Annotated in this window: 12 protein-coding genes and 1 pseudogene; 4 read left to right on the forward strand and 9 right to left on the reverse strand. The window is 40.4% G+C overall.

Translation table 11 applies throughout. The features are described from left to right. Nucleotides 1–170: 170 nt before the first annotated feature. Nucleotides 171–467 (reverse strand): YkvA family protein, encoded by a 297-nt coding sequence (locus AC4II3_RS23200; RefSeq protein WP_488011719.1) that lies wholly within the window; start codon nt 465–467, stop codon nt 171–173. 840 nt (nt 468–1,307) lie between these two features. Here AC4II3_RS23200 and AC4II3_RS23205 point away from each other — a divergent pair. Both AC4II3_RS23205 and AC4II3_RS23210 read left to right on the forward strand, forming a co-directional pair. Beyond that, nucleotides 1,308–1,946 (forward strand): MotA/TolQ/ExbB proton channel family protein, encoded by a 639-nt coding sequence (locus AC4II3_RS23205; RefSeq protein WP_070391429.1) that lies wholly within the window; start codon nt 1,308–1,310, stop codon nt 1,944–1,946. Nucleotides 1,947–1,961: 15 nt separating this feature from the next. Beyond that, nucleotides 1,962–2,486 (forward strand): annotated as a pseudogene (locus tag AC4II3_RS23210) (ExbD/TolR family protein); the annotation flags it as partial. Between the two features lie 272 nt (nt 2,487–2,758). Here the strand turns inward: AC4II3_RS23210 and AC4II3_RS23215 are convergent. The 3 genes from AC4II3_RS23215 to AC4II3_RS23225 form a co-directional block, all read right to left on the reverse strand. Beyond that, nucleotides 2,759–4,594: an aspartate kinase gene (locus tag AC4II3_RS23215; protein ID WP_488011907.1), complete on the reverse strand. Its 1,836-nt coding sequence runs from the start codon at nt 4,592–4,594 to the stop codon at nt 2,759–2,761. A gap of 155 nt (nt 4,595–4,749) precedes the next feature. Next, nucleotides 4,750–5,322 carry a Uma2 family endonuclease gene (locus AC4II3_RS23220; RefSeq protein ID WP_488011909.1) on the reverse strand — a complete coding sequence of 191 codons (573 nt, stop codon included), beginning with the start codon at nt 5,320–5,322 and terminating at the stop codon, nt 4,750–4,752. 6 nt (nt 5,323–5,328) lie between these two features. After that, a complete protein-coding gene (locus AC4II3_RS23225) occupies nt 5,329–5,460 on the reverse strand; it encodes a hypothetical protein (RefSeq protein WP_488011905.1) in 132 nt (43 codons plus the stop codon). A gap of 397 nt (nt 5,461–5,857) precedes the next feature. Here AC4II3_RS23225 and AC4II3_RS23230 point away from each other — a divergent pair, with 397 nt between their 5' ends. Continuing rightward, nucleotides 5,858–6,733: a Uma2 family endonuclease gene (locus AC4II3_RS23230; RefSeq protein ID WP_488011904.1), complete on the forward strand. Its 876-nt coding sequence runs from the start codon at nt 5,858–5,860 to the stop codon at nt 6,731–6,733. Between the two features lie 225 nt (nt 6,734–6,958). Next, a complete protein-coding gene (locus AC4II3_RS23235) occupies nt 6,959–7,660 on the forward strand; it encodes a Uma2 family endonuclease (RefSeq protein WP_488011902.1) in 702 nt (233 codons plus the stop codon). Between the two features lie 47 nt (nt 7,661–7,707). Here AC4II3_RS23235 and AC4II3_RS23240 read toward each other — a convergent pair whose 3' ends face one another. The 5 genes from AC4II3_RS23240 to AC4II3_RS23260 all read right to left on the reverse strand — a co-directional run bounded on the left by AC4II3_RS23240 (nt 7,708) and on the right by AC4II3_RS23260 (nt 15,650). Then, nucleotides 7,708–9,054 carry an IMS domain-containing protein gene (locus tag AC4II3_RS23240; RefSeq protein ID WP_488011900.1) on the reverse strand — a complete coding sequence of 449 codons (1,347 nt, stop codon included), beginning with the start codon at nt 9,052–9,054 and terminating at the stop codon, nt 7,708–7,710. Between the two features lie 264 nt (nt 9,055–9,318). Continuing rightward, nucleotides 9,319–12,150, reverse strand: coding sequence for a hypothetical protein (locus tag AC4II3_RS23245; protein ID WP_488011898.1), 2,832 nt, complete (start codon nt 12,148–12,150; stop codon nt 9,319–9,321). Nucleotides 12,151–12,194: 44 nt separating this feature from the next. Further along, nucleotides 12,195–14,354, reverse strand: a complete 2,160-nt coding sequence (locus AC4II3_RS23250; protein ID WP_488011896.1) for a hypothetical protein — start codon at nt 14,352–14,354, stop codon at nt 12,195–12,197. 49 nt (nt 14,355–14,403) lie between these two features. Further along, entirely contained in the window at nt 14,404–15,333 is a 930-nt protein-coding gene (locus AC4II3_RS23255) for a S1 family peptidase (protein WP_488011894.1), read from the reverse strand. Further along, nucleotides 15,330–15,650, reverse strand: coding sequence for a CU044_2847 family protein (locus tag AC4II3_RS23260; protein ID WP_488011892.1), 321 nt, complete (start codon nt 15,648–15,650; stop codon nt 15,330–15,332). The genes AC4II3_RS23255 and AC4II3_RS23260 overlap by 4 nt, the downstream gene beginning before the upstream one ends. Nucleotides 15,651–16,785 lie beyond the last annotated feature (1,135 nt).

A 16,785-nucleotide genomic window follows, 5' to 3' on the forward strand; every position in this document is an offset into this window, starting at 1 on the left:
CTTGATGCAATAGCGAGTGGGGGGAACCCCCTTTGGCGGCGCTGCATCGCTTCCGTGCGGGCAGAATGCCCACTCTACTCCTATTCAGCGCGAAGATTCAGTAATGCCAAAAAAAATGCAGAAGTAATTATTTCAATCTACTTCTGCCTTAACCCTTTCAAGACCCTTGACTAGACACCCATAGAGTCTACATCCACAGTCTTGACCTTAGGATCTTGAGTGTCATTGGCAATCTTTTCGCTTTGGCGGGTTTTGGCAAAGTCAATTAGCCACTGAGACAGCTCCGAAACCAGCAGGGTTATAACTGCGATATCATCAATTTGCCCAATGATGGGAATAAAGTCTGGGGAAATATCAATGGGGCTAAGAAAGTAAACTAGGGTCCCCAAGATGATCCACCAGCGGTACTTGGAATGGCGGATAGTGTTGCGATACCAGTTGTAAAAAGATTGAATTGGATTGTTCATCAAAATTTGCGGCTGAATACCTCATCCCATACCAAGTTGCGTGGGTAGGAAAGCCACACCTCCAACTAATGGTTTAAAGGACTGGTTTGAAATGCTCATAAGCCGAGACCAGCCAAACTCGTTATCCCCAAGGGCCACATAGGTGCGCTTTCCAATGGGCGAGTAAATCGCCCTTGGGTCGCACATCTTGTTAAGATTTCTCCGGATTAGAAGCAACCGGACAAGGGGTTTTGCCTATAGACCGGAGTGGGGAAGTTTCCGGCTCTGACGTACCAAACAGCGATGCAGCGCCGCCAAAGGGGGTTCCCCCCATGAGCGACTGCATCAAGACAGGACTCAATACTCTATAGCTACTATTTATAGTGCCAGATTCTTCCAGAAACCGACTATGGGGATAACCACCCGTTTGATTAGAGTTTTTACTAGAATTATAAATTTTAGGACTTAGGCAAATGAAACGGGCAAGATGCCCATTCCACAATAATTAAACGGGCAAGATGCCCATTCCACAATAATTAAACGGGCAAGATGCCCATTCCACACTGAAACCAAAAATTGAAGCTTTACCTAATATCGAATTTGGTTATGGTGATCAGACCTTAGCCCCATGGAAATGAAATTCTTCCCTATCTCCCCATCTCCCCATCTCCCTATCTCCCCACCATCCCCACACTCCCTGCACTACCTAAGACACTCTGTACCGGATGTGCTAAAGTCCAAGTGTAAATTTCCTGACCTAATCAGTTAACTTGTGGAGAATAGGATCAGTTTCTTGGCAAGTGGTTGAAAATCAATAGAAGATTGATAGACCACTGAGTTATTTGGAAGTAAGGGCAAGTCGTGGATATTGTCGAACTTATTGCAAAAGGTGGGATCGCCATGTGGCCTCTGTTGGCTCTATCGATCCTGACTATGGGTACAATTTTTGAACGGATCTGGTTTTGGGCAACTATAGCGTTGAGGGAAGGCATAATTGTTAATCGTGTTCTAGAGGCAGCAGCTGGTAGCTGGCATGTTGCTAGACAAATTGCCCTAGAGTCACGCCGACAACCCATCGGTAGATATTTGTATGCTCCTTTACGACTAAATAATCCTGACCCAGAGGTATTCCGCCTGGCTCTAGAGTCGGCTGCGGATGATGAATTAGCTGCTATGCGACGGGGGGACAAACTCTTGGAAGCTGTGATTGCTCTAGCACCACTGTTGGGATTACTCGGTACAGTGTTGGGCTTGATTAATTCATTGGGTTCCATTCGCATTAGTGACCTTGGCACAGCTTCCACCGATGGGGTGACTCAGGGGATTGGAGAATCTCTGATTAGCACAGCTACCGGTTTGATTGTGGCGATTATCAGTCTGGCTTTCTATCGACTATTTCAGGCTTTTTGGTTTAACCAAGTTAAAGTGTTCCGCAAAGCTGGAAGCGAGTTGGAATTGCTTTATCGACAAGATTGGTTACAACAAGAAGAAAGCTCCTAGTCACAGGAAAAATTTATGACGAAAAAAAAGGATTCAGCTCCTTCCCCCATGGCAGTCCGTCCTCTAAGACTGCGAATGGATAGCTCGCCGGAAGAGGTTCGGGTTGAGATTGTTCCCCTGATTGATGTAATTTTTTGTATTCTGACCTTTTTCATTTTGGCAGCTGTTACTTTATCTCGCCAGCAAGCCCTGAGCGTGGATTTGCCTAAGGCAAGTACTGCTAAGGCTCAAGGACGGGAAATCTTAATGGTTAGCCTTAATGAGTTTGGTCAACTCTATGTTGAACAGGAGCCAGTAGTAACCCAAGAGCAGTTCAAAAAGAAACTGCAGGCATATCGTCAAACCAATCCTTATGGGTTGATGGCTCTTTATGCTTCCAAGGAGGCCAGTTACAACGAGGTCGTTCAGGTATTGGATGTGCTACGACAAGTGGGAGGCGATCGCGTCGCCCTAGCTACTCTACCGGGATCCTCAGGTCAATCTATTGACTTTATTCCTTCCCTGCCATCGGGAACAGGTGTGCCTAAGGTTAACTCCCCTGGAAACAACTCTTCTGATCCTCTTAATGACATATTAAAGTTCTTGCCTGGATCTACCAATAATAATAAATAAGGCATTGCTGATTATAGCAGTTCTGAATTGGATGAGGTACTTTCATCCTAGGGATTCGGGAGTCGGGAGTCGGGAGTCGGGAGTCGGGAAGTCAGATTAGCGACGGCATCAAGACAATGTCTTTAAGTATACCTAATTATCGAACACCCCCACACTCCCCTATCTTCCCACACTCCCCTATCTTTACCCTCTCTAGATTCCTAGGCTGGAACCTCGATTTTTTGGCTTCCAGCAAGACCAAAGGCTTTATGAATAGCTTGCAATGCTCGCACTCCTTGGTCTTGGGCAACAACACAGCTAATCTTAATTTCTGAGGTGGCAATCATTTGAATATTGATTTGTTCCGAAGCTAGGGCAGCAAACATTTGTGCTGCGATCCCTGGTTGGCCAACCATGCCAGCACCGACAATACTGACTTTTGCAATATCCGCATCCAGGAGAATTTCACTACACCCAATCACTGGTGCGATCTGTTGTAGAGCTTTCTGAGCCATTTCTGCTTCCGCTTGAGGTACTGTGAAGGCAAGATCCCTGGTGGCAATTCCATTAATGATTCGACAGCGTTGGGACTGGATAATCATATCAATACTAATATTGTGCTCTGCCAAAGTTCCAAATATCTTGGCTGCCATGCCTGGACGATCGGGAATTTGACGAATGGCTAGACGGGCTTGCTTGATGTCTAGGGCTACACCTCGAACAGGGGGGTGGGTGATCTCCTTTGAGTGGTCACTATCTCCTGCTTCAGGAGGAATGGGTAGATGAATGGGGGTATTATTGATATCGAAACAGTTACACAAGGCCGCGATCGCGCGATCGCATTCGACGGCATCAATCACACAGCTGACTTTGATTTCGGAGGTGGAAATCATCTCGATGTTGACACCAGCATCCGCTAAAGCCTGGAACATCTGAGCCGCAACCCCAGGACGTCCAATCATCCCTGCCCCAGTGATCGAGACTTTAGCAATATCCCTACCGACCATCACTTCTGCTTCTTGGGTATCGGGGGTGGTTTGGCGACGCAGGGCGGGAGCAATGGCTTCGGCTACTGATTCCGCTCGATTGATAATAGCGGTATTGACGGTAAAAGCAATATCATTAGTATTCTGTTCGTGAATTGACTGGATAATCAAATCCACATCTAGGTCTTGAACTGCAATTTCACCAAACAACCGTGCTGCTACACCAGGGGAATCGGGCACTCGTAAGAGGGCTACTTTGGCCTGATCGGTGTCATATTCTACGGTATTGACTGGTCGAGCAATTTCCAACCCCTCTAAGGAACGGGGGGGAGAGCTTGGGGAAATTACCCTAGTGCCAGGCTCATCGCTCCAGCTGGATAGTACCACTAAGGTTAAGCCATAGTTGCGCGCAATTTCTACGGCACGGGGATGGAGGACTTTTGCCCCTAAGCTGGCTAATTCCAGCATTTCATCAGCGGTAATTTCCGGCATCAGTTGAGCATCCGGTACGATCCGGGGGTCAGTGGTTAAAATCCCCGGTACATCGGTATAAATCTCACACCGAGATGCCCCCAGTGCTGCGGCTAGGGCTACGGCTGAGGTATCAGAGCCACCCCGACCTAGGGTAGTAATTTCTAAGTCATCAGTGCTGGTGATGCCCTGGAAACCAGCAACGACTACAACTTTCCCCTCGTTTAAACATCGCTCCAGCCGCTCGGTTTCGATTTGCAGAATCCTAGCGCTACTGTGTTTAGCTTCTGTTACAATACCCACTTGAGCGCCAGTTAGGGAAATAGCCGGTTGCTCTAATTCCTGTAGGGCCATGGATAATAGAGCAATGGAGACTTGCTCACCGGTGGATAGCAGCATATCCATTTCCCGACGACAGGGATTAGGGGATATGGCTTTCGCTAGTTGTACCAAACCATCGGTAGTCTTACCCATAGCGGACACCACCACTACCACGGAATTGTCCTGTTGCACTGTTTTGAGAATTCGCTGGGCAACGGCTTGTATGCGTTCTACAGAGCCCACCGAGGTACCACCGTATTTTTGGACAACTAGCGCCATAAGCTTATTCCACTATTTGTTTTTTTGTTTGACTCCCGTTTCCAGGATTGAGTTAATTGTAATTACCTGGATACGTTAACAGAAGAGTAAATAATTGTCAACAAAAAAATTTTCTTTCAGTCTCTTGTTTTTAGGGAAGCAATCAGCAAAAACCTTCACCAAATTAGGTCAAGATACAGCACAAAACCAGGCAAAACCTCATCTCCCGATAAACTAGTGGGAGACTCTAAAACTTCAACCTCTTTACTTGGTCGATAAATTTCCACTTGTCGCTCTTTACGATTAATCAACCAACCTAAACGAGTACCATTGTCTCGGTATTCTTCCATCTTCTGACGAATTGCTGTTAAGCTATCACTGGGAGAACGTAATTCAATCACAAAATCAGGACATAGGGGCAAAAACTTTTCTTGTTGTTGAGGAGTTAAACTATTCCAGCTTTGTAATGGTATCCAAGATGCATCAGGAGAACGGTCGGCACCATTGGGAAGTTTAAAACCAGTGGAGGAATCGAAAGCAATTCCCAAGTTGTTTTGACGGCTCCAGGCTTGAAGTTGGTAGCCTATTTCTAGATTACGGTTTCCGGTGCTGCCGCCAGTGGGTGACATAATAATTAAATCTCCATTAGCATTGCGTTCAAATTTAAAATCATCGTTGTCTTGACAAAGCTGGAAAAATTGCTCGTCGGTAAGGTTAATTGATTGGAGATCAAGGGTTAAGGAAGTCATCATTGTTTAGGAAAGGTAGTAGGTAGTAGGGAGTCGGGAGTCGGGAGTCGGGAGTCGGGAGTAGAAACCTAAGTGTATTTTATAAATATAATTAACGCTATAGAATTGTTTTAGGGATTGACCTTGGCCAAAAGGCAACGCTACGGGAATGGTAACGCTACGCGATCGCGTTTTTGATTCCCAGTCATCAACAGGTGCGACCCGTGGCGAATTTAATTCGACGACTGTAAGCGCACCTAAACTATTCCGATGTTGTCCTAGAAAAATTGACTACTAATAGACGAGCTATAGCGGTTTTTAGCCTAATTAGGTATACAGAATTTTTGCCCTGTTCCCTCTTCTGATTTCCCTGTTCCCTGCTCCCTGTTCGCTGTTCCCGAAAATTTGTACCTCACCAAATTTAAAACCCCTATAGTGTAGCAACTCCAATACCATAGCTTGGTCAAAAAAGACAGAACCAACGGCTGGGTTTTTTAGCAAGTTTCAACGATACCTTAGCGATAGGCGTTAAATTTGACTAGGAAATACCACCACTATGTCTAAAACTATGACCTCTGCTGTTGTGCCTAATACTCCTCCTATACCGCCAACTCAATATGAACTTCCTTGTGATGACGGTATTCCCATGGAAACGGAACGACATAAACTTCAGATGGAATTGCTGACTGACCCGTTATACCCTTGGTTAGCCCAGCGGGAAGATGGCTATTTTGGGGGTAATATGTTTCTTTATTTCAGTACAGAACAAATTAAGAATCAAGACTTCCGAGGTCCGGATGTATTTGTAGTGCTTGGAGTTCCCAAAGCCGAACGACTCAGTTGGGTAGTTTGGGAAGAAGGTAAAGCACCTGATGTGATTATTGAGCTAATTTCTGACAGTACAGCCAACACGGATAAAACTACTAAAAAAGTAGTTTATCAAGACCAAGTCAGAGTACCAGAATATTTTTGGTACGACCCGTTTAATCCAGAGGATTTTGCTGGATTTAGGTTGGACAATGGCGTCTATCAGCCTTTAACTGAAGATGAACAAGGACGACTAATTAGCGAAAGATTAGGATTAGCCTTAGTCCGTTGGCAAGGGGTCTATAAAAATAATGTTGATACTACTTGGTTACGTTGGGCTACTTTAGAGGGAATTGTGCTTCCTACTGCTGAAGAAATAGCAGCCCAAGCTCAAGAAGAAGCAGCCCAAGCTCAACAACAAGCTACTCAAGCTCAACAAGAAGCTACCCAAGCTCAACAACAAGCTACTCAAGCTCAACAAGAAGCTACCCAAGCTCAACAACAAGCTACTCAAGCTCAACAACAAGCTACCCAAGCTCAACAGCAATTAGCTCAAGCTCAACAACGAGCTGAGCAACTGGCTGCTCGTTTACGAGCTATGGGAGTGGATCCTGATCAAGTTTGAAGCGATCGCATAAGCGTGGAAGCTGAGGCCGTAGGCCATGCTACGCGAACGCTTCATCGCATAAGGGATTGGTGTAAGGATTTAGCGGTCAGCGGTCAGCCACTGGCCAACTGCTGACCGCTGATAGCTGATATAGCAATCCATATTAGTTATTTTATTCCCGATTCCCGATTCCCGATTCCCGATTCCCTATTCTTAATTATCAGCTCAGGTAAACGTTTGACAATGGTTCAACAGCTACAGCCAACTACTGATGATAGTTTTTATCCCGAAAGTGACGGCAAACCTTTGGCGGACAATACCCTTCAATTTGAACTAATTACTACCATTAAGTCTGGCCTAGACCTTAGATTTAAAGATGACCCCAATGTGCTTGTAGCAGGGGATTTGTTGTGGTATCCAGTAGAAGGACAACCAAAAATAAACCAAGCACCGGATGTGATGGTGGTGATCGGTAGACCGAAAGGGCATCGCCGTTCTTACAAAACCTGGGTTGAAGATAACATTAATCCCCAGGTAGTTTTTGAAATAGCGTCACACACAAACACTATCAAGGAATTAGAAGAGGATAAACTCAAGTTTTACCAGAACCATGAGGTAGAAGAGTACTATCTCTATGATCCAAATCGGACAACACTAAAAGGCTGGTTGCGTTCAGGAGAAACTTTAGAAGCTATCCCCCAGATGCTTGGTTGGGTTAGTCCCCGTTTAGGAATTACCTTTGAGTTAGTAGAGTCGGAATTAGTACTTTATTATCCTGATGGTAAGCGGTTTGCTAGCTATTTGGAAATTGTTGAACTCAAAGAGCAAGCTATTGAACTAAAAGAGCAAGCGGAGAAAGCTTTAGAGCAAGAAAGAAGTCGTATGCAATCATTGCTGGAACAATTGAAAGCGAAAGGGATAAATCCAGAGGATTTTGACATCTAATCTAAATCTCTTCTGGGAGCAATTTCAATCAGTAGCCTTGCTGACTATTATTCCGGGAAGTACTCAAAAATCTTGTACTCTGCTATCTTCCATTCTCCCTCTTCCTGATGAAGGGTGTAGCGAATTACGCTGGTATCAAAGGCAGTGTGTTTATCCCTACTGGGTTTACCATTAACGTAGAGAGTACGGTCTTCACTGATCGTTACTTCAATGGTGGCGCGATCGCCACTAGCAGCAAATTTATTAACCTGATCAATACTTTGGACGCCATAGGTATAGTAAGCGTCATTGTTCTCTAGCCAATCCACTGAACTTTCTGTATTATCAGTTCTTCTGATGTTATCCCTGTAAGCTTTGCCTGTAAGTACCTTGCTTCCTAGTTGCCGATTGAAGGGAGGAGCAAAGATTTCACCCTTGGCCTTTTGCCACCTGCGAATCACGTTGACAGCGTCTTGCTCAGACAACGGGGATTCTGGGGGAGTGTAAGACTGATTCGGAGGTAGGCTAACGGAGGGATCAACCCTCTGAAAAGCTGAACTGGGTATAGGGTATGGGACAATCTCAGGAGGTAGCAACGTTGGTGGAGATGGAGGGAGCCCTTGTAAGTTTCCGCCACTCGCGATTCTATCATCAACACGAGAGGGTTGAATCAGGTTAGAAATGTAATGGTTTTGCTGGGGTAACTCGAAATTCGCTTCTATTTTCCCTAAACCCCACACCCTAAACCCCATCTCCTGTTTAGATTTTAGTGTTTTTTTCTCCCCTTTAGATGACGAACTTTTAGATGATAAACTTTTAGATGACGAACTTTCCCCCGACTGGGGTTGTAGTGGATCGGGAATTTGGCTGCTGGTTCTGGTAATTATTAACCAGATTAGGATTAAGAAAACGATGATGCCACCTGCAATTGCTGGTTTTTTCCATTTTTTAAGCGGCCATTCTTTAAACCGTGTAATTTTCTGAAGTCGAGCTAATACTTTAACAGCAGTAGGGGTGCGAGAATCGGCTTTTGTGGTATCTTTTGGAGAGGAACTGACAGACTTTTGAGAAGACTCTTCTGAGGAGTTAATGTTTTCTTCATTCTCTGAGGTGGGGGAATCGTCTTTTATAGTATCTTCAGGAGAGGAACTGAAAGACTCTTGAGACGAGTTAATGTTTTCTCTATTTGGTGAAGAAAGTATGAGTGTGTCATTCGGCTGAATACCTGCATCCTCAAAGGTTAAATTAACATCTATTTCTTGGTTATTTCTTTCCAAAAAAAATTTACAATGTTGCTTTTCTGGTAATCCTAAAAGCATCTTTAGTGCTTCACGATATTTGCGTAACGTTGAATCAGGTACAACATTACGAATCTCCTCAGCACTACCGTCATAGTTTCTAAAAATTACTTCCATTTTGCCTATTTAAGACTTTCGATACTGTTTACCAGTGGGGTGCATCTCCTAAAAGCTGTTTGACCCGGTGGTGCGTTACGGAGAGCAACCTAACCCTGGCGCTTGAGCGAAACATGAAAGCTCCCTAACGCATCACCAGGTATACGGGTCGCACCTGTAGAATGGGCATCTTGCCCGTTCGATATCTTGTCGAGCGGGCAAGATGCCCACTCTACTGCTATCCATTACTTGATTCAGCAACGCCGAAATGTTAGCTATTCCTTGCTAGATAATCTCGTCCTCTTGATTGATAATCCTTGGCTCACTACTAGGATCAGAGTCTCGATTTTTTTCGCTGGGTAGTAGACTCATCTGCTCTTCAAAATCTAGAGTGCTTTTTCTCTTATCTCGTTTAGGTTCTAATCTATTGAGACTGCTGCCAGCATCCTCTAGGGAAAAACTTGGAATTTCTTTCTCTAAACAATTTATTGTCTCATTCAAATCTTGCAATTCATCTTGGTTGTCATCTGGATATGCAATAAGCTTTGCTCTTTGTTCATAGAGTTTATTAAGTTCATCATAGTGAGCTTGATTCCTTCTTGAGTACATTCCTAATTGCTGCTGACGCTCCTTGCATCTGGCTTCAATTTTAGCTAATTCTTCATCTAAGTTTGCCCTTTGTAATTTTGCCTTAGCTTCAGAAAAAGACTTTTCTTGTTGAGTGGGACTACGAGATAGATTTATGATGTTAATGTCTAGACCATATTGCTCAACCACACTTTCTCTTGCCCAGTGGTTGATGTGGTGCTCCATAGTAGATAAAAGTTGGATATCTGTATATGTTAGCAATTGACTGTTAGCAGTTTTTAACTTAGCCGTGACACTCTTTTCAATTGAATTTTTGATATCATCTATTCCAAAAAAATCATTTTCTATAACGCGAATTTTCTGATTAATTTTATAAATTTTATCTATATTATCTTCTACATCACCGGATTTAATAACCTTAGAATATTGCTGTGTGAGTGTCTGGCATTCTTGCAATAACTCTTGCTGGGATTGTCGCATCGATTGGAATGCTAATTGAAATGTATACCAGCTATCTTGCTTAATCCCTAAAATTTTGAAATCCCCCTGGAACGTAACAGCTTCTCCACCCATTAGAGAAGGTACTTTACATTCAAAAGAGCCTACTATCCCTATTAATCGTTGCAAATATTCAATAATATCTGTTTGTTCAGGAATAGGAACAACTCTAATGAGTGTTGCTCCAAATTTATCTTCCAAGGCTTTAGTGATTTCATCTTTAAGTTCTTGTTCAACAGATTTTTCGCCATTTTTAGGTTTATAAAAACGCATATAGAATCGTTCTGGTTCTATAGTACGTATAATTTCTTCGGTAGTCCTGTTAATCGTTTTTTGGATTATTTTTTTAATGTCATCAACTTTTTTATTAAGATAATAGTCAATTTTTTCAAGACTAGTAAATTTAAGATTTACTGCAGTACTTAGCTTGACATTTATGCTAGCAACATTAGTTAAAAATTCTGATTTTTCATCTTTTATTTCTAGATTTTCTAGCAGTTGACTATGCTCCTGCTTAGTAACAGAGAGGATATGTTTCACATAATAACCAATAGATTCAGCTTCAATTTGCATTGCTTGCCGAATCGCTTCAGCTTCTTGACTAAAATCGCACAATATATCTGCATAGTTTTTGTCAATAAGTAATGGTTTAACGATTTTTTCTAGCTTGCGTTTTACCCAATCCTCGACGTTAGGAGATTTTGCAGAGATATATCGTCTAAGATCTTGCAGAAGCATCTGGAGGTTATTTTCAACAGATACTGAATTCCCATACTTTTGGACTTTACAATCAATTTTCAAATCTTTTATTTCTACAAAATCTTGAGGAGGTGAACATGAAGAAAAGGTTTTATTGTTGAGAAATAAGTATTTAACTCGACGACCTTGGTGACCCAGGATATTGTTTAAATGGTTAACTAATCCATTTTTAACTGTATCTTCTAATTCATAGTAAAATTGACTAATAGTAATATTACGAAGCAAGTATTGTTTGATTTCTGCTGTGGTAAGGTTGACTAGAGAGTTCCACCAATCAGAATCAAGATTCGATGTAGCCTTTACTGGATCATTAACAATTAGTTCAGTTTCAACCTCAAGGTCTAAGGGATAATCAGAATCTTTAACATATACCTTAATTTCTGTCGGTCTAATTGTTAGAGGTTTGAGGTCATTCTCTTTTTCTAGAGACAGTCTGACATCAAGGTTTAGACCAATTTCCTCTGCCGCTTTTGTTTTTAACTGAGTCTGTAACCAATGTACTTGACTATAGTAATTATCTATGAATTCAGCAGCTCGCTTATCCGTTAGTTCAAACACCCATCTTTTTATTTTTTTACCAAATTCATCACCAGAATAATTATCGCCACCAAGAGCTTGGGCAACCTGCTTCTCCTTCTCAGGGGGGCAAGTAGCGCGATACGCTACAGAGATAGGGAGTTTACGGTCTTGAGCAAAATCGGTCACCTCTACGGTAATTTCTGTCGGTCTAATTTTTATAGGTTCGAGCTGTTTACTATTCTCTAGAGACAGTCTGACATCAAGGTTTAGACCAATTTCCTCTGCCGCTTTTGTTTTTAACTGAGTCTGTAACCAATGTACTTGACTATAGTAATTATCTATGAATTGAGCAGCTCGGTCATCCGTTAGTTGAAACACCCATCTTTTTATTCTTTTATCAAGTTCATCACCAGGAGAATTATCGCCACAAAGAGCTCGGGCAACCTGCTCCTCCTTCCCAGAGGGACAACTAGCGCGATAATCTACCGAGATACCAAGTTTACGGTTTCTGGCAAAGTCTGTCACTTCAATAAGAAGATCCCTAGATTCAGCAAAACTTGAGGCATTATTAGTGTTATAAACTAGATAATATACAATATTATTTTCACTTAAAATAGGAATGCAATTCAAAAAAACTTTTTTGTTTTTATCAAAAATAATGACTATTTCATCAGAATTAGCTTCATATTTAGCCGATGCTTCTGCTTTGTATATCTGACGAATGATTTGATCTAAAGGATGTAGTTTTTCCATCTTAATCTCCAAATGTTAGTATTTATTCACCTACTTTAATTACTCTAATACTCTGCAAAAGAAGCATTCTTTTGCAGAGTATTAAACTTTTTTTTGACTTTTCTGACTAAATTACGGTTAAGCGTTGCTTCTTTTCTAAGTTTTCTATCACCTTTTTTTTCCGCTTTTTCACTTTCTTTAAAATAATTTTCTGCCAAGAAAACCCAAGAGTATATCAGTTCTTTCTGTTGATCTTTGTCAGTGCTAACAATAATTTTTTGTATTAACTTATCAAATAAATCAGATGCTTCTGGGCTATGCTCTTTTGCTTTTAAACTATGCTCTTTTTTATAAAAAATTGCCAGACTAAACCACTTATTATCTGGAGTCAAAATTTTAAACCAGTCTACAATTAATAAGCTGATTAGTTCTATTACTTTAATATTTTTATTGATATACTTAAGACCAGGATGAAACAGCCAACTGACCAACATCTCTAACTTGTCATCAATCTTATCAATGGAGGATAATGGTGCGAACAATCGATACTTAGATGGCCAGTCACCATAGTACTTAGAATCCAATTTTGATGTAGTATCTAGACAGTAGTCAAATAGTAGCCATAAAGCACGCTTGTTTGATGGAGAGTATTTTTCTAAGGGACGTTCTTTCTCAGGTAACCATGTTTTTATAATTTCCAAGTATTTGTAAACATCAGAGCTTTTCTGACTATATAACTGTCTGTACAAGAATCGATAAACTTCAGTGCGAATGTTATCATCTCCCTGATCTAAAAGCAGCTTTACCCAATAAAGCTGTTCAAACTTAGGTGCAGAACGTAAATTTTTGACGATTTTCCAAACAGCGTCAAAACGTGACACTGACATCAACATTTTGAGAAAGCTCTCAACTATGCCCTGTAGTTGAGGATAACTTAGCATTTCAGTAATTAAGCTAGATATACGAGAAAATACCAATCTTTCTCGTCTTTTTTCTTGAATTTGTATCAGGTATGGAACTTGATCAGAATTAATCTTTTGATTTGAACGCTTGGTAAATTCTGTAATGCGTTCAAAGAGCCAATCTTTTCCATAATCATAAGGAGATGCAAGAGCCATATCAACTGATAAATACATAGCATTTTCAGCCACTTTTTTAGAAGTATCAAACAGTAATAAACGAGCACGCTTGAATTGCTCCGATAAATATAATGGCTGCTCTGTTTGAAGATATTCTTTTAACTTTTCTTGTATAGGTAAATAAAATTTAATTATGTGTGATTTATCTTCTTGCTCTTCTACCTTAAGGTAGCATTTACTTAAAATTTTTTCAGGTTCACAAAGACTTTTTTTCCAAATTTCTATTAGCGGTTTATCCTCAGAGTTTTCAATCAGTCTTATTTCACCTTGTTCTGTAGTTACTTTAGATGTGACGGCAACAGCAATGGTTCGACTTTCTAACAAATATGAAACAACTCTCTCAAAATCCTGAGTACTTAAATCAGGAAAAAAGGTAGCTACATAGATAACAGAATTTTCAATCGGTTCATTCTCTTGAAATAGTGATTGAGCTGAAATACTTTTAGCTTCCTTAGATAAGTAATTATAATCATCTTTAGATTTAGATTGATTGCGCTTTAATTTTTCAGCTTTTTTTAGTCTTTTGTCGAGAGAAAACTGTTGGTCGTAAAGTCGAGTTAACTCTTGGTATAATTTAGAACTTTGTTCTTTGTATTGTTCTATTTTTAATTCAAGTTTTGCTTCTTGTATTGCACTTAGTTCTATTACTAGATTTTTTTCTATATGGTGAATTATTTTATTTAGATTGTTGAATTTTTTTTTATTCTCTCTTATATCATTTTTTATTCTATCTAGCTGTGTCTTTAATCGCTCTGGATTTTCATTTAAAATATATGAATCATCTTCCGGTTCAGTTTCTTCTGTATCTTCGCTACGGTATTGTGAATAGACGTTTTCACGGTCATCCTTAGGTGAGATTAAATCTTGTTCTTCAGGTATATTTGCCTCAGACTCAGAGGCATTATTATTATTTTCAACATCACTGTCTAAATTCTTTCCCTCAGAATCCGAAGTTATATTATTGGCTTCAGTATGGTTTTGTGCTTGAATAGATTGAGCTTCATCTACAATATCTACATCATTATTTTCAGGTTGGACAGGTTGAGAGTTTTCAGGAATTGAGTTAGGAGTTATTTCTTCTGTCATAAATACCCAAATAATTATTGTAAATTAGTCTGAAGCTTAATTTTATAAACTAGGATTTTTGATTTAATTGTTGCTCAAGTGAATATTTTGTCTCATAAAGTTTGTCTAGTTTTTTGTAAAATTTATTAAGCTGTTTTTCTTTTGGTCTTAGTATTAATTCATTTTTGGCTTTGTTTTCAGGGCTTAATTCTTTTTCTAATTCAGATTTTATAGCTTTAATAATATAATTAAGAGATTTTATTTGACTCTGTATAACACTGATATCATTTTCATTTTGCTGTAGCTTTATTCGTAGTAGTTTGGGATTTTTCATTGAAGTAAATGAAGCTTGTTTTGATTCATTTAAAGTAATATCTTTAATAGCAAAATCCTTAAATATTCTGCTAGGTATGTCTTCCCAAATCTGCTTAAGAGCTTCTATAGAAATGGCTAACCCCTCTTCTCCCTTACCGATGCGATAGCTAACTACACCCAAAACATAATTAGTTTCTTGATCAATTACAGGGGAGCCACTATAACCAGGTTGTAAATAATACTTGTCCTTAATTATTAAATCCCAGCCATTGATGCGATCACCTCCATCCTTAGATGGTAATCTAATCTGCCTACCCAGTTGTCCTTCAATATCTCTAAGAGCCGGAGGAGCTTTCGGAGCCAATTCATAAAAACCAGAGATGATAAATGGCTTATTTTTTTCACCACTTGCACACAAGTTTAACGGAGGTTTATCTAATAATCCCTCAACGGTTAAAACAGCTAAGTCAAAGCCCTTGTCCTCACCAGACGCAATTACAGTTGCGGGACGACCATTCGCCCTGATGGTTTCTGCTCCACCAACATCCTTCACTACGTGAGCGCAGGTTAATAAGTAAGTATGATTAGTATCCTTATGAATAACAAACCCGGTACCAAAGTGTCTATTACGACTACTATCACTGCTAGTAATTAAAATTACTGATTCTGAAAAATTTATGCTCATGGTTGAGATTTAGGATTAAGGACAAGTTTGACTTTTAAATGGCTACCAGCTTTCGCTTTAGTAAAGTAGACATTTCCCTCTGCCTCAAAATTGAAGTTTATTTCAACTTCAGCTTTCTCAATCTGCATCTCTTGATTAATTTCCTTCCAAGCCGCAGTAATCGGGCGACAACTTTTCACTAAAATCGGCTTAATTTTATCAAAGGTTGTATTGACCTTATCGGCGAATCGATTAGAAATCTGTTGTGCTTCGTCTTCTGGCACGTCCACTTCTATCAACGTGCCATCGTCTAACTCAATTAACTTGGTAGCGGTCATGATTATACCTAACTGAACGTCTACTCAACTCCTAAAAGTTGTTTGACCCAGCATTGGTGCGTTAAGGCCAGCAACCTAGCCCTGCCTAAGAGGCGAAACATAAGAGTATATCTGAAAAGTTTTTTGATACTGAATTTTGCCCCCCTAGGGCGTGTTTTCAAAGTTTTCCGCAAGATTATGATCCCCCCCAGCCCCCCTTAAAAAAGGGGGGAGCCATACTCAAAGTCCCCCTTTTTTAAGGGGGATAATGGGGGATCTCCGAGGCAAGAAGACACGCCCTAGCCCCCCAATTCTGGGGGGAACAAGAATCAATTGCCTGGTAAAAGTCCCCCAAACTTGGGGGATTTAGGGGGCTTGGATTTAGCACATGAGACTTCTCAGACAACCTCTGAAAGCCGCTCTAACGCACCACTAGCAATAGTCTCAAATATGAGATGCACCTGATGTTGAATTCGAGTAGTTTATTTTTTGATGATTAGCTCTGATAGCTATCACTTTGTTATTGATAGCTAATTTACTTTCCAAAAATAGTATTACACACAATCCGGACTATTTTAGTTAACTTATGTTAAATTTTTTAATTTTTAAAATCTGTGAAAATTTTATAAAAAACTTTGACGAGAGATAATTCACAACAACGAATTAGCAAGGCTTTCAGGGACTTTCGTATTGGTAGTAGGAAGTAGTAAGTAGGGCATGAAGTGTCGATGAATTGCTCTGAAGCAGGGTGAAGTAACCTGAAGTAAATTACAATTACTATAGTATTTTTATTGGAGATGTAAACAAAAAATCCAAAGGGTTAGGAAACATAAAACTCCGAATAAGTAGGAACCGTAAGGAATACAAATTTTTTCAGTTTAGCGAAAATCACAATCTAGTTTTACAACTCATTTGTAAGCTCAAAAAAACGTATAAATACTCATTGCAAAATTCCAATAAATTTGATAATCCTAGCAATGCGAATAGGGAGAGGTGAGGTGTTGACTGTAGCGATAACCTCATCACTACCTAGCCCAAATGGAAAAACGGTGTTGCGTCAGTCTTGGAATGAATAGAAGTAGAGTGGGCATCCTGCCCGCTCGAAAATATATTGAAACTGGCAAGATGCCAGTTCTACCAAGATGCCAGTTCTACC

It is taken from the genome of Moorena sp. (genome assembly GCF_982860115.1).

Bases quoted from the DNA above. Each gene is read 5' to 3' on its own strand.
- AC4II3_RS23200 (WP_488011719.1), bottom strand. From the start codon at position 467: ATGAACAATCCAATTCAATCTTTTTACAACTGGTATCGCAACACTATC.
- AC4II3_RS23215 (WP_488011907.1), bottom strand. From the start codon at position 4,594: ATGGCGCTAGTTGTCCAAAAATACGGTGGTACCTCGGTGGGCTCTGTA.
- AC4II3_RS23220 (WP_488011909.1), bottom strand. From the start codon at position 5,322: ATGACTTCCTTAACCCTTGATCTCCAATCAATTAACCTTACCGACGAG.
- AC4II3_RS23230 (WP_488011904.1), top strand. From the start codon at position 5,858: ATGTCTAAAACTATGACCTCTGCTGTTGTGCCTAATACTCCTCCTATA.
- AC4II3_RS23235 (WP_488011902.1), top strand. From the start codon at position 6,959: ATGGTTCAACAGCTACAGCCAACTACTGATGATAGTTTTTATCCCGAA.
- AC4II3_RS23240 (WP_488011900.1), bottom strand. From the start codon at position 9,054: ATGGAAGTAATTTTTAGAAACTATGACGGTAGTGCTGAGGAGATTCGT.
- AC4II3_RS23245 (WP_488011898.1), bottom strand. From the start codon at position 12,150: ATGGAAAAACTACATCCTTTAGATCAAATCATTCGTCAGATATACAAA.
- AC4II3_RS23250 (WP_488011896.1), bottom strand. From the start codon at position 14,354: ATGACAGAAGAAATAACTCCTAACTCAATTCCTGAAAACTCTCAACCT.
- AC4II3_RS23255 (WP_488011894.1), bottom strand. From the start codon at position 15,333: ATGAGCATAAATTTTTCAGAATCAGTAATTTTAATTACTAGCAGTGAT.
- AC4II3_RS23260 (WP_488011892.1), bottom strand. From the start codon at position 15,650: ATGACCGCTACCAAGTTAATTGAGTTAGACGATGGCACGTTGATAGAA.